A 12,682-nucleotide genomic window follows, 5' to 3' on the forward strand; every position below is an offset into this window, starting at 1 on the left:
GTTTAAGATGATTAAAGAGTTACAGCTTGGTGACATTCAAATAGCAAATGATAAACCCTTTGTTTTATTTGGCGGGATGAATGTGCTGGAATCCCGTGATTTAGCCTTGCGAATTGCTGAGCATTACGTTGAGGTAACCAATAGACTTGGCATACCTTACGTGTTTAAGGCGTCGTTTGATAAAGCCAACCGGTCATCTATTCACTCTTTTCGCGGCCCCGGTCTGGAAGAAGGACTGCGCATTTTTGAAGAAGTGAAACAGCAGTTTAATGTGCCTTTAATTACCGATGTACACGAGCCGCATCAGGCCGCTCCGGTTGCTGAAGTGGTTGACGTATTGCAGTTGCCGGCGTTTCTTGCTCGTCAGACTGACCTGGTGGTAGCACTGGCTGAAACCGGGTCTATGGTTAATATTAAAAAACCACAATTTCTTGCACCACAGGAAATGAAGCACATTATTAAAAAGTTTGCCGAGGCCGGTAATGAAAAGTTAATGCTGTGTGAGCGAGGTTCAAGCTTTGGTTATAACAATCTCATTGTTGATATGCTTGGTATGGACGAGATGAAACCCATGGCGCCGGTTATTTTTGACGCAACTCACGCTTTGCAGCGTCCTGGCGGCAGAGCTGACTCTGCTGACGGACGCCGCGCGCAAGCAGCGCAGTTGGCTCGTTCTGGTATGTCGCTGGGTATTGCTGGTTTGTTTATTGAAGCGCACCCGAACCCCGATGAAGCGAAATGCGATGGTCCCTGTGCTTTACCTCTGCACGCTCTGGAGCCCTACCTTCAGCAGATGAAAGCGATTGATGATTTGGTGAAATCATTTGCTCCTTTAGACACGTCTAACTAAAACTATGTCAATGCAGGCAAGCCAGTCATTGCGTCAGACTCCGCTTGATAAGCGTCAGGCTATTAAGCTATTGCTGAAAGCCATTGGCGGGCTCATTGCATTGCTTTCTATCGCCTTGCTGGCGCCCTTTGTTATGGCGGTGGTTAGTGGCGAAAAAGAGCAGTGGACTTACCTGACATTATCCAGCCTGGGTCTGGTTTTTGGTTTGCTTCTGTTTTTGCAGCCAGCGGGTGAGGCCAAACTGCGGGCACGACAAGTTTTTCTGTTGACCTCCTTATGCTGGGTTTCGGCCAGCTTATTCGCCACCTTGCCGTTTATTTTTGCTCGACCTTATCTGGACTTCTCCAGTGCCTGGTTTGAAGCCATGTCAGCCATTACAACTACCGGAGCCACCGTTATCTCGGGGCTGGACGACTTGCCCGCGAGTGTTCTGTTGTGGCGGGCTATGTTGCAATGGTTGGGCGGAATCGGAATTATCGTTATGGCTATGGCCATTTTGCCGTTTTTGCAAGTTGGCGGCATGCGCCTGTTCCAGGCTGAATCTTCCGATATGTCGGGTAAATTTATGCCACGTTCCAGCCATATGGTTTTGGCAATAGGGCGGGTTTACCTCATTCTGACGGCTGCCGTTATTAGCTTGTATTTAATTGGCGGCATGGGCAGTTTTGATGCCTTTGTGCACGGCATGACCACCATAGCGACAGCAGGCTTCTCTAACTACGATGCGTCTTTTGGGCATTTTTCTAATACACCATTTTTGGTGATAACGGGCACTATTTTTATGGTGGCAGGCGCCTTACCTTTTGTGCTCTACATTCGCTTTGTAAAAGGTGACTTTGGACCATTGTGGAAAGATAGCCAGGTACGGGCTTTTGTTACCTTCCTTCTCATTGCTATTGCGTTGATTACCCTGGTTCAGATAGTTAAAGGACGGGAACTTGGTGATGCATTAATGCATACGGCATTTAATGTCGTGTCAGTTGTGACCACAACCGGTTACGCAACCGAAGATTACGGAAACTGGGGAAGTTGGTCGTTAATGGCTTTCTTCTACTTAATGTTTATTGGCGGCTGCACCGGCTCAACTTCCGGCGGTATGAAAATTTTTCGTTTTCAGTTGTCGCAGCTGTTATTAAGAAAACAGTTCAGCCAGTTAATTCATCCTAACCTGGTCAGTGTCCAGACCTATCAGGAGCGTCGGGTAAATGACTCATTACTTGGCTCAATGGTCGCTTTTTGCTTTATGTACTTTTTGCTGATAGCGGTTATTGCATTGGGGTTATCATTATTTGATCTGGATTTTATGACGGCAATATCAGGTGCGGCTTCTGCGGTGGGCAACGTTGGACCTGGATTAGGCGACATTATTGGTCCGGCAGGAAACTTCGCGAGCCTTGACGGGGGAGCTAAACTTTTGCTGGTTTTTGCTATGCTGGCAGGCCGTCTGGAAATTATGACGGTACTTATTTTGTTCCATCGTCATTATTGGCGCCACTAAGTGCAGCCTGAAAAGGTTTACACTCTTACCAAAAATAAATTCAGCGAACACTTGCACGCTGAAACGACATGAATTAGATTAAACGCATGTTTAAATCATGCGTTTATTTATTTCATGGCAGCCCGAATTCCGACTCAAAAGAAAATACTTAATGCCGCAGAAATGCTCTTTTCCCGCGATGGATTTGAGCAGACTTCGTTAAGGCAAATTACGCAGGAAGCGGGGGTTAACCTTGCTTCTGTAAACTATCACTTTGGCTCAAAAAAAGCACTTATTCAGGCCGTAATGGCGCGTTATCTGGTTGTTTTTATGCCGGTTCTGGAAGAACAGTTAAAGCTGGCAGAGCAGCAGAGCGAGTTAAAAACGGAAGAATTGTTTAAGCGCTTTAAAATACCTCTGGCAAAGTTAACCGAAGTTAATAAACACGGCCCCGATATCTTTTTAAGATTACTGGGCTTTGCTTATTCCGAAATTCAGGGGCATTTACGTAAATACACTCAGCAGGAGTTTGGTGAGGTATTACAGCATTTAATGGCTTTATTAAAGCGCGCGAATCCACATTTGGATGAGCAACAAATGTTCTGGCGTCTACACTTTATTCTGGGAGCAGCAGTTTTTGCCCAGGTATCTGGGCAAGCTCTGATTGAAATTGCTGAGGCCGAATTCAATCAAAAAGTGGGTGCGCAGGATGTTATTGATCATTTGATCCCATTTGTTTCCGGCGGGCTGGAAGAAGCGTAAACAACCTGTCGTAAGTTTGAGATTTGACTACACTTTTATTGTGATGGTGCACTGGAGATACCCATGGAAATTTTTATTCTGTTAGTGGTTTTAGTGGTACTGGTGTTTGCAGTCGGAGATATCCGTCGCAGCCTGGTGACTAAACCCGTTTTTGCTATTTTTAAACGCATTTTGCCGCCTATGTCTGACACAGAACGTGAGGCCATGGAAGCGGGCGATGTATGGTGGGACGGAGAGCTGTTCAGCGGACGTCCGGACTGGCAAAAACTGCTGGATGTACCTGAACCTAAACTCACTGCCGAAGAACAGGCGTTTGTCGACAACCAGTTGGCTAAACTGCTGGACATGCTGGATGATTTTAAAATTGTTCAGCAGGATCGCGATTTACCTAAACAAGTTTGGGATTATCTGCGTAAAGAACGCTTCTTCGCCATGATTATTGGTAAAGATTACGGCGGCCTCGACTTTACCCCGGCGGCAAACTCCTACATTGTTTCGCGAATTGCCAGTCGTTCTATCAGTGCTGCGGTCTCTGTTATGGTTCCAAACTCCCTGGGGCCGGGCGAGTTACTAACTCATTATGGTACCAAAGAGCAAAAAGACTATTGGTTGCCACGCCTGTCTGATGGTACCGACATTCCGTGTTTTGCCTTAACCGGACCGGAAGCTGGCTCAGATGCTGGTGCTATTCCGGATGAAGGTATTATTTGTAAAGGCGAGCACGAGGGTGAAGAAGTTGTTGGCATTCGTCTTAACTGGTCGAAGCGTTATATTACCTTAGCGCCTTCAGCAACGGTTCTGGGTTTGGCATTTAAACTCTACGACCCGGATGCCTTATTAGGTGATAAGAAAGAAATTGGCATTACTTGTGCGTTAATTCCGACATCGCACAAAGGTGTTGAAATTGGCGACCGTCATTTTCCTCTGAACCAGGCGTTTCTGAACGGTACAACCTATGGTAAAGACGTCTTTATTCCGCTGAAATGGATTATTGGTGGTTCAGACTATGCCGGTAAAGGCTGGCGTATGCTGGTTGAATGTTTGTCGGCAGGGCGTGGTATTTCACTGCCGGCACTGGCTGCTGCATCAGGCCACGTAACTCAGCGTATGACCGGTGCTTACGCTTATGTGCGTCAGCAATTTGGCATGCCAATTGGTATGTTCGAAGGTGTGCAGTCATCAATGGGTAAAATTGGTGGCACCAACTACATTCTGGAATCTATGCGTCGTCTGACCATTTCGGCTTTATGTCAGGGACAGAGTCCTTCAGTAGTAACTGCCATGACTAAATACCATATGACCGAAATGGGTCGTGAGGTATTAGAGCATGCAATGGATATTCACGCCGGTAAGGGCATTCAATTAGGTCCGCATAACTATTTAGGCCACGCCTACATGGCGACGCCAGTGTCTATTACGGTTGAGGGTGCAAATATTCTGACCCGTAACCTGATGATATTTGGTCAGGGTGCAACGCGTTGTCACCCCTATGTACTTAAAGAAATGAAAGCTGCGGCTAACCCTAATGAAGATGAGGGTATGCGTGAGTTTGACGGCCTGCTGATGAAGCATATCGGTTTTGCCGCCAGTAACGTCTTTGGCAGCTTATGGCTGGGCTTAAGTGGCGCACGCTTTGGCGAGTCTCCGGTGAGTGGTGAAACTGCTCATTATTATCGTAAGCTGGGTCGTATGAGCCGTGGTTTAGCTTTAGCATCAGATATTTCTATGCTGATGATGGGTGGCGATTTGAAACGTAAAGAAATGATTTCAGCCCGCTTAGGTGACATTTTGAGTCATTTATATATGGGCTCGGCAGTACTGAAGCGCTTTGAAGACGAAGGCCGTCAGGTAGCCGACTTACCTTACGTTCATTATGCGCTGAAGCACCATTTATACAGCATTGCCGATGCGTTCTATGGCTTTTTTGATAACTTCCCGAATCGCTTTATGGCTTGGGTAATGCGTATTTTGATATTCCCGCTGGGCAATCACTTCAAAAAGCCGTCTGATGAAATTTTACAGGATATCAGTGTCAGCATGATGGAGCCGGGCGTTACTCGTGACCGCCATACTTTCCTGTGTTACTGGAAAGACAGTATTGGTGATGCAACAGGGCACATGGAAAAAGCTTTTACTTCTATGCTGGAAATGAAGTCGGTTTACAAAACGCTGCGTAAAGCGCAAAAACGCGGTGAATTATCCTCTAACCTCAATGGTAAAGAGCTTGCCGATGTGGCTTTGGAAAAAGGTTTGGTGGATGCAGACACGGCTGCAAAATTGGCAGAAACTGAAGAGCTTCGTTTAACCGCCATTGGCGTGGACAGCTTTGCTCCCGGTATTATCGAAAACAACCAGTTTTACACGGCTAAAGGCGACATAAGAAAAGCAGCGGTTAAAGATTAACCGCTGCTGCATCGGGTTCCTGCGTATAGCCTTACTGCAGGGACTCGCGCTTATCCTTCATGTTGTGAATAGGTTTAACAAAAGAGCGCGCCTGAGCGCTCTTTTTTATTTCTGCGCTGGCAGAGCTTACCGGGCAACTGCCGGTACTAATGTATGTGTTTGCGGCCGCTGTTAGTGGATCTTCTGAGCTTCCCCAGTCAGCGACCAGTTGGTCTTCAACCGAACAGGTTGGTGCCAGACCATTGTAGTATTTCCCTTCGCCTTCTGAGTTAACCGTTTCAAAGTTAATGGCAAAAGTGACTTTATCGCAGAGTTCGGCAGGTTGCTGACCGACAGGCTTTCCACATGTTTGTTCGCCTATGGTGACAACTTCAATATGCGGGCTTAACGAGTTAATAATAATTTCGGAAGACGAACAACTGCTGCCGGTGGTTAGCACAAACACCCGGTCTAAATCGAGTTGCTCGACACCATCGACCAAACTAAAAGGGAGTGTCTGGTTCTGGTCGCTGTTCTGCTCGTTAAAGCGGTATTGCAGAAAGGTTTTACCCAGCACATTGCTGCCGGCAGTCTGAGTAGAAATTTGATTAGCGTAACGAATTAAACCACCGCCGTTATAGCGCACATCAATGACTAAATGGTCGATGTTGTCGGCGGCAAACTGATCAAATGCCATGTTTAAGTCTGAACCCGTGCGGTTAATGAATGAGTCCAGAGCAAAGTAACCAACCGTTTCTCCATTTTGTGTGTAAGTTTGAGACCCCATAACGGTATTGGTTTCTACTTCAACTTTACTTAAGAGTTCGGTTTCTTCACTACCGTCCGGACGTCTCCAGGTAACGCTTTTACTGACGCCACTCTCGTTGGGGCCCAATGCGTTATTAAACTCCCCATTGGCAAGTAAGTCCGCTACCGACTGCCCATCTATTTCCAATAGTTCATCGCCTCGGGCAATGCCAGCTGCAGCGGCGGGGGAATTGTCATAAACAAAACGAATTTTCACCCGGCTTGCGCTAATTTGCTCCATAGAAAAACCAAACCCGAAGTAAGTCGCACTGACAAACAGGTCATCGTATTCCTCTTCTGTAAGAATGTAGCTGTAGGTGTCCTCCGGTACGCGCAATTCCTCAAGAACCGCATAAACGTCGTCAAATGCCTCTGGGTCTAAGCTGTCCTGTAGCTGACTTGCCCAGAAGTAATCCTCTTTCATGTACTCGAAAAACTCTTCATTTTGATATTCAGCGGAACAAAACGCGTAGTCATTGTCGCCACCACCAGCGGAGCCTGAACTACCGGAACTGCCGCTGTCTGAGCCATCACAGGCAGACAGTGCCAAAGTAATACCAATACATAAAAGCGATTTTTCGAGTTTCATACTACGTCTCTCTTATTGTTGTAATAATGTTAATTTAGCACAGCGGACGAAAAGATAAACAGGGAACATGGCGTCTTTACTGAACTCATGGCAAACTGCTGACTATTGAAAACGAAATGAGACAGCTGCTGTTATGGCACAATTAATGATAGATATTGCGGGCACAGAGCTGACCGCCGAGGACAAAAAACTTCTTGCGGCACCCGCCGTAAACGGACTAATTCTATTTACGCGAAATTTTGCCTCGCTGGAACAACTGCAGGAGTTAATACGTGAGGCACGAGCCGCTGCTGCTAAGCCGTTGCTTATTGCAGTAGACCACGAAGGTGGGCGGGTACAGCGCTTTCGTGAGGGGTTTAGCGCCATTCCGTCTATGGGCTCTTTGCAAAAAATAGAAAATGAAGATGAGCGCCAGCGTGCCGCGCGCGACTTAGGCTGGCTAATGGCAGCAGAAGTTCAGGCTGTGGGCATTGATATCAGTTTTGCCCCGGTACTGGACGTAGACGACTGCAGTGACGTTATAGGTGACCGCGCATTTTCTGCAGTGCCGTCGGAAATTTCTAAACTGGCGTCGTCGTTTATTGAAGGCATGCATGAGGCCGGTATGGCCTGCACCGGCAAGCACTTCCCTGGGCACGGTTCTGTTCAGGCCGATTCCCACATTGCCATTCCGGAAGACGACCGTACCTTAGAGCAAATTCGCGCGCACGATTTAAAGCCATTTTTGTCATTAATCCAGAAACTAGACGGCATAATGCCGGCTCACGTTATTTACCCGCAAATAGACCCGCAGCCTGCCGGTTTCAGCGAGTTCTGGCTGCAGCAAATACTGCGCAGTGAACTGCAGTTTAATGGCACTATTTTTAGTGACGATTTGTCTATGCAGGGCGCTACCGTTGCCGGTGACATGCAGCAGCGCGCGGTGACGGCGCTAAAGGCAGGCTGCGACATGATACTGGTGTGTAATGACAGAGCAGGGGCGGTGCAAGTATTGGACGCTGATTTGCCAGCAACAGAGCCGGAAAGTGCCCAACGCGTGAACCGAATGCTAATGTCGTCCAGTGCGGTATCGCTCGAAGAGTTAAAACGCACCCAGCGCTGGGAACAAGCCCAACGCTGGCTGTAGGTTATTCGTAGCTAAGAGGGTCTTCAATGCCGTTGGCGGCGAAGGCCTCTAAACGTTCCTGACAGGCACCGCATTTACCACAGGCTTTGTCGCGGCCGTTGTAGCAAGTCCAGGTTTGGCTGTAGTCCAGCCCCATTTTTATGCCGTCGGTTAAAATCGCGTTTTTGTCTACGTCTAAATAGGGCGCATGAACATCTACCGGTTCATAGTTCGCCATTTTACTCACTACGTCCATTTGCCGCACAAACTCCGGCCGACAGTCCGGGTAAATAGCGTGGTCACCCGAATGCGCGCCGTAATACACCGCAGAAGCCTCTTCAGACACCGCATAACCAATGGCCAGCGACAGTAAAATCATATTGCGGTTAGGCACCACGGTGGATTTCATCGACTCTTCTTCGTAGTGGCCTTCAGGAATGTCTATGTCGTCGGTTAGCGAGCTACCCGACAGCAGCGAGTTAATAGCGGTAATGTCCACAACTTTGTGGGGTATTCCATGCTGTTTACAGACTTTAGCCGCAACTTCTAATTCTTTTACATGGCGTTGTCCGTAGTTAAACGACAGTGCCAGTACCTCGTTTCCCTCGGCCAGGGCTTTGTGCAAAACGGTAAAAGAGTCCATTCCGCCCGAATAAATAACAACGACCTTTTGCGACATGCTGTAACTCCCCGTATAATCCGCATTCACTCATGTTAACCAAAGCCATTTTAACGGAAGCTATGTCTTACCGCATCAACGAAATTTTTGAAACCTTGCAAGGCGAGGGCACCTTTACCGGCGTGCCATCTATTTTTCTGCGTTTGCAGGGTTGTCCTGTAGGCTGCCCCTGGTGCGATACTCAACACACATGGGAAACCAACCCCAGCGACCAGGTAAGCATAGACGCATTAATGGCAAAAACCGAAGCCTCAGCACAATGGTCAGAAATGACCGCCGAGGACATTATTGCGCGCTTTGAACAAGAAGGTTACTCCGCCAAACACGTAGTAATAACAGGCGGAGAACCCGCTATGTTTGACTTACTGCCGCTTGGCACAGCCTTAGAAGCCAAAGGTTACCAGCTGCAAATAGAAACCAGCGGTACCTTTGAGCTAAAAGTGACCGACAGCACCTGGGTAACAGTATCGCCCAAGCTGGATATGCCCGGTGGTTATTTAGTGCGCCCTGACTGCATGGCACGCGCTAATGAAATAAAGCACCCCATAGCCATGCAAAAGCACATAGACGCGTTAGATTCCTTACTAGAACGCTGCCCACCCAAAGCAGACGCCATTATTTGCCTGCAACCCATAAGCCAGCGCCCACGCGCCACCGAGCTTGCCATGAAAACCTGCATAGCGCGCAACTGGCGCCTTTCCGTGCAGATGCATAAATATCTTAATATTGAGTAAGACATTTGCTACTTCTGATCTGACCCTCTAAAACTCGTTCTATACTTCCTGACGTCAACGCCAATTGTGGTGTTGCTATTGCCAGGAGGGAATTATGAATACGCATTTAGCTCGGCGTTCTCGTGGTCAGGGAATGACGGAATACATCATTATTGTCGCTTTGATTGCTGTTGCTGCAATCGGAGTCTATTCACTTTTTGGTAAGTCCATACGTAACCAGGTGGCTGGACTTGCTCAAGAAATGACAGGGCAATCATCTACGCAACAATTAAACCGAGCTCGCCAGTCGTCAAGGCGCGCAGGAACCGTAGCAAATACAGAAGTAAACCTCGGAAATTATGACGAGGCCACTGAGCAAGGCAAGAAGAAATGATTGCCCTGGCAAAATCCAACACGCGAATAAAAGGACAAACCCTGATTTTAATGGTCGGGGTTTTGTTACTTGTTTCAATGTTGCTTTTCGCTGTAACGGACATGGGCAAACACGCACGGCGTCAATGGTACTTGCAAAGTGTTGCTGATAACGCGGCTTATAGCGCAGCTGTCGGTATGTCCCGACAGATGAATTTCTTGGCTTTAACAAACCGTGCACTTATTGGAAACCAGGTAGCAATAGCTCAATGGGTTGGTCTAGCGAGCTATATGTCTATGTTAGACCGGACGGCGGACAACTTAGAGACGGTAACGTCTTTCATTCCTTATATCGGGCAAATAACCAGAGTGTTATCTACTATTCTCGACCGAGTCGAGGAAGGTTATCAGCGATTGGCGCGCGCCTTAATCCGTTTTCAATCGGCTGTGATACAGGGAATATCAGCGGCACAGAGACTTTTAGATGCAAGTTTCGTCTTGGAGCTACCACTTCTTATTCAAGATATCGTTTCTAAGCATTCAGGAGATCTAAGTTGGGAAGCGTATCAGGGAGGTGGTGTTGTGCCATTTCCAACTCTTTGGTGGCGCAAAACAGAAGTCCGTAAAACCAGTAACGAAAGACAATCAAAAGAACTAGAAGAGTTGACACTGAAAAGTCTGGATCCCTTCAGCAAATCCAGAGGATATAACTGGATAGACGTATTCACTCATAAAATAATAAAGCGTGGGGGAACAGAATTATCAAGAAATAGAAATGGAGGCTGGGATTGGCACGCGCTGGATTCAGTTTCTCTTCACGGACGAAAATGGTTTTTTGGAAGTTATAGGGAGCAATTGCCATTAGGCTGGGGCGCTAAAGCACAACAGCAAAGACGTTATCATCGCTCCGGTTATGGCGGCGCATTTCAAAGTAACTCAATGTCCTCCCAACTAGGTTTAGCGCAGATGGAATCGTTTAATTCGAATCCGAAAAAATTTAGTTATATGCGGCTAAGCAGCTTTTTAAAGATGAGCATGGATACAGTGATAATAAAAGTGGGGGACAGTAACCAAGTTGCATATGCTAAAGCAAAAACGCATTTTAGTCGTCCAGGTAAAGTTTTCTCTAGAAAAGATTATCTTTATGAAACGGATAACTTGTTTAATGCGCTCTGGGAGGCTCAGTTAATTTCTCTATCGTATCAAGATAAAACAGGAATTTTAGGTCGTGAAGGGCTTTAAATTTAAAGGTCAAGCTACAATTGAGTTTATATTATCGGTTGGTATTTTGCTAGCTATTTACTTGTCTGTTTATCGAGTCCTTATACCTGCGGTTAATAGCAGTACCATTAGCCTTATTGAAGCTCGTAAAAATATCTGGAGCAGGGTAATGGATGTTGAGAAAACGAAGTTATCGGGAGAGTATCGGCTAAATCAACATACAGAAAAGTTATTTATCCCTTTAAATAAACTTCTTCCAGTAAACCTTCAAGGGAACAATTTAAGAGAGCTAAAAAAACTAGATAAAAAAGTTTTTTATTCAATGAGTAGATTAACAGATAGTTGGCAGGCCAAAAGCGTAGATGAGCTGTCGACTAGGCCCACATCTCTAGTTGTAAATCACTTACTCTCTGGAGAGATAATAGAATTGATACAAAATGGGATTGGCTCACTTTTTCTGACTAAAGAGCTTAGTCCCGATTATTTAGTTTTCGGTACGATATCTCCGGACGTCGTACCCGAGGAAGTACTTCACAAAAAGGAATAGTTATGGATTTACCCGTAGTTTTAGATGACTGGAGTTGGGTCGAGCAACCAATTAGTTCATCCATCAATGTTAATGCTCATTTTTTGAGAAATCCAGAAGCTCCAGACTGGAAAGAGTTGAGCCAATTTTATCCATATTGCCCCGGGGGGAAAACAATTTTTTGGCTTTGTCCAATAGAAAACACGGACTGGACGTTGTTTGAGGTTGAAAACGGGCAATGGATCTTAATGCCATTGACGAAGTCCCCAGCACATGAAGAGTCTTTAAAGGGACCCATTACTCCAATTTCAGGATATGAAAGTAATGAAGGAAAAATATGGATTTATTTAGCTAGATATCCGCTTAAACCATTGCAAATGGCAATGATGTCTTATTACAGCCAAAAAGTAGACTCTTTTCAATCTATCGAGAAAGAAAATGACGTTTGGATATTAAAAGAAGGTATGGGACGCGTAGTTTTTTCAGAACAAGGCGAGTATGTGATTTTGGCACATTATTTATGACTAAAATATTAAGTTTTTACTTAAATTAACATGGGAATTGTTTTTCTAAAAATCTGTGGATTTAACTGTGAAGAAACTATTATTAAAATTTTAGTTAAGGTACATATATGATTGCTGATATTCCTGCAGGGTTTGATAAATGGGAATGGTCTGAAATACCAATTTCCCAGAACGCGACGGCTACTGCTTATTTTTTACAAAGCCCTAATGTTCCAGACTGGAGTGTTATTGAAGATTTCTACTCCTACTGTCCAGCTCCTAATGGGGATTTTTGGATCTGTCCAATTGGAGAAGACAACTGGACTTTCTTCAAAGGAAATGATGGTTCATGGATTTTAAGTAAAATAATTCTTCCGTATATGGAAAAGCCTAAGCTTGACGGGCCCTTTCATGCCATTTCAAAAAACCAGGAAAATGGAAAAGAGGTCTGGGTTTATTTATCGACATTCAAATTCAAAGATATAAAAGACGTATTAAAATTAAATTACAGCCAAAAAATCGATTCTTTTGAATCGATTGAGAAACCTCATGACTTTTGGATATTTAAAGAAGATATGGGGCGTCTGATGTTTTCCGAGCAAGGTAAGTATGTGATTTTGGTTCATATCCTATGAGAAGAAAACAGAGTGGCCAGACATCGACAGAGTGGTTAATCATCTCTCTATTAATAATGAT

At 45.7% G+C, this 12,682-nt stretch carries 13 protein-coding genes; 11 read left to right on the forward strand and 2 right to left on the reverse strand.

Features of this window, described 5'->3' with window-relative positions; genetic code table 11:
• Positions 1-7: 7 nt before the first annotated feature.
• The 4 genes from kdsA to RJ32_RS06235 all read left to right on the forward strand — a co-directional run bounded on the left by kdsA (position 8) and on the right by RJ32_RS06235 (position 5,492).
• Positions 8-850 (forward strand): 3-deoxy-8-phosphooctulonate synthase, encoded by an 843-nt coding sequence (gene kdsA, locus RJ32_RS06220; RefSeq protein ID WP_034820260.1) that lies wholly within the window; start codon positions 8-10, stop codon positions 848-850.
• Between the two features lie 4 nt (positions 851-854).
• Positions 855-2,348: a TrkH family potassium uptake protein gene (locus RJ32_RS06225; RefSeq protein ID WP_227016307.1), complete on the forward strand. Its 1,494-nt coding sequence runs from the start codon at positions 855-857 to the stop codon at positions 2,346-2,348.
• Between the two features lie 114 nt (positions 2,349-2,462).
• Positions 2,463-3,089: a TetR/AcrR family transcriptional regulator gene (locus tag RJ32_RS06230; protein ID WP_011234169.1), complete on the forward strand. Its 627-nt coding sequence runs from the start codon at positions 2,463-2,465 to the stop codon at positions 3,087-3,089.
• A gap of 63 nt (positions 3,090-3,152) precedes the next feature.
• A complete protein-coding gene (locus RJ32_RS06235) occupies positions 3,153-5,492 on the forward strand; it encodes an acyl-CoA dehydrogenase (protein ID WP_011234168.1) in 2,340 nt (779 codons plus the stop codon).
• A gap of 31 nt (positions 5,493-5,523) precedes the next feature.
• Here the strand turns inward: RJ32_RS06235 and RJ32_RS06240 are convergent, their stop codons facing one another.
• Entirely contained in the window at positions 5,524-6,867 is a 1,344-nt protein-coding gene (locus RJ32_RS06240) for a S41 family peptidase (RefSeq protein WP_034820262.1), read from the reverse strand.
• Between the two features lie 133 nt (positions 6,868-7,000).
• Between RJ32_RS06240 and nagZ the strand changes: the two genes are divergently transcribed.
• Positions 7,001-7,993 carry a beta-N-acetylhexosaminidase gene (nagZ, locus tag RJ32_RS06245; protein WP_034820265.1) on the forward strand — a complete coding sequence of 331 codons (993 nt, stop codon included), beginning with the start codon at positions 7,001-7,003 and terminating at the stop codon, positions 7,991-7,993.
• A 1-nt stretch (position 7,994) separates the two neighbouring features.
• Here the strand turns inward: nagZ and queC are convergent, their stop codons facing one another.
• Positions 7,995-8,651 (reverse strand): 7-cyano-7-deazaguanine synthase QueC, encoded by a 657-nt coding sequence (queC, locus tag RJ32_RS06250; protein ID WP_034820267.1) that lies wholly within the window; start codon positions 8,649-8,651, stop codon positions 7,995-7,997.
• Between the two features lie 62 nt (positions 8,652-8,713).
• On the opposite strand from queC, the gene queE reads away from it, so the two are divergent.
• The 6 genes from queE to RJ32_RS06280 all read left to right on the forward strand — a co-directional run bounded on the left by queE (position 8,714) and on the right by RJ32_RS06280 (position 12,621).
• The gene (queE, locus tag RJ32_RS06255; protein WP_034820889.1) at positions 8,714-9,385 is read left to right on the forward strand and encodes a 7-carboxy-7-deazaguanine synthase QueE; all 672 of its coding nucleotides are present in this window, start codon (positions 8,714-8,716) and stop codon (positions 9,383-9,385) included.
• Positions 9,386-9,479: 94 nt separating this feature from the next.
• Positions 9,480-9,758, forward strand: coding sequence for a Flp family type IVb pilin (locus tag RJ32_RS06260; RefSeq protein ID WP_011234161.1), 279 nt, complete (start codon positions 9,480-9,482; stop codon positions 9,756-9,758).
• Positions 9,755-10,978: a TadE/TadG family type IV pilus assembly protein gene (locus RJ32_RS06265; RefSeq protein WP_034820271.1), complete on the forward strand. Its 1,224-nt coding sequence runs from the start codon at positions 9,755-9,757 to the stop codon at positions 10,976-10,978. Before RJ32_RS06260 ends, RJ32_RS06265 begins: the two co-directional genes overlap by 4 nt.
• Positions 10,965-11,504, forward strand: coding sequence for a hypothetical protein (locus RJ32_RS06270; protein WP_235598925.1), 540 nt, complete (start codon positions 10,965-10,967; stop codon positions 11,502-11,504). The genes RJ32_RS06265 and RJ32_RS06270 overlap by 14 nt, the downstream gene beginning before the upstream one ends.
• Positions 11,505-11,506: 2 nt before the next feature.
• A complete protein-coding gene (locus tag RJ32_RS06275) occupies positions 11,507-12,007 on the forward strand; it encodes a hypothetical protein (RefSeq protein ID WP_034820273.1) in 501 nt (166 codons plus the stop codon).
• A 107-nt stretch (positions 12,008-12,114) separates the two neighbouring features.
• Positions 12,115-12,621 (forward strand): hypothetical protein, encoded by a 507-nt coding sequence (locus tag RJ32_RS06280; protein ID WP_034820280.1) that lies wholly within the window; start codon positions 12,115-12,117, stop codon positions 12,619-12,621.
• The last annotated feature ends 61 nt before the right edge of the window (positions 12,622-12,682 follow it).

Source organism: Idiomarina sp. 28-8 (genome assembly GCF_000320945.2).
Taxonomy (GTDB): domain Bacteria; phylum Pseudomonadota; class Gammaproteobacteria; order Enterobacterales; family Alteromonadaceae; genus Idiomarina; species Idiomarina loihiensis.

What these genes read in the sequence shown, in the direction of transcription:
- kdsA (WP_034820260.1), top strand. Translation starts at nt 8, where the DNA reads ATGATTAAAGAGTTACAGCTTGGTGACATTCAAATAGCAAATGATAAA.
- RJ32_RS06225 (WP_227016307.1), top strand. Translation starts at nt 855, where the DNA reads ATGTCAATGCAGGCAAGCCAGTCATTGCGTCAGACTCCGCTTGATAAG.
- RJ32_RS06230 (WP_011234169.1), top strand. Translation starts at nt 2,463, where the DNA reads ATGGCAGCCCGAATTCCGACTCAAAAGAAAATACTTAATGCCGCAGAA.
- RJ32_RS06235 (WP_011234168.1), top strand. Translation starts at nt 3,153, where the DNA reads ATGGAAATTTTTATTCTGTTAGTGGTTTTAGTGGTACTGGTGTTTGCA.
- RJ32_RS06240 (WP_034820262.1), bottom strand. Translation starts at nt 6,867, where the DNA reads ATGAAACTCGAAAAATCGCTTTTATGTATTGGTATTACTTTGGCACTG.
- nagZ (WP_034820265.1), top strand. Translation starts at nt 7,001, where the DNA reads ATGGCACAATTAATGATAGATATTGCGGGCACAGAGCTGACCGCCGAG.
- queC (WP_034820267.1), bottom strand. Translation starts at nt 8,651, where the DNA reads ATGTCGCAAAAGGTCGTTGTTATTTATTCGGGCGGAATGGACTCTTTT.
- queE (WP_034820889.1), top strand. Translation starts at nt 8,714, where the DNA reads ATGTCTTACCGCATCAACGAAATTTTTGAAACCTTGCAAGGCGAGGGC.
- RJ32_RS06260 (WP_011234161.1), top strand. Translation starts at nt 9,480, where the DNA reads ATGAATACGCATTTAGCTCGGCGTTCTCGTGGTCAGGGAATGACGGAA.
- RJ32_RS06265 (WP_034820271.1), top strand. Translation starts at nt 9,755, where the DNA reads ATGATTGCCCTGGCAAAATCCAACACGCGAATAAAAGGACAAACCCTG.
- RJ32_RS06275 (WP_034820273.1), top strand. Translation starts at nt 11,507, where the DNA reads ATGGATTTACCCGTAGTTTTAGATGACTGGAGTTGGGTCGAGCAACCA.
- RJ32_RS06280 (WP_034820280.1), top strand. Translation starts at nt 12,115, where the DNA reads ATGATTGCTGATATTCCTGCAGGGTTTGATAAATGGGAATGGTCTGAA.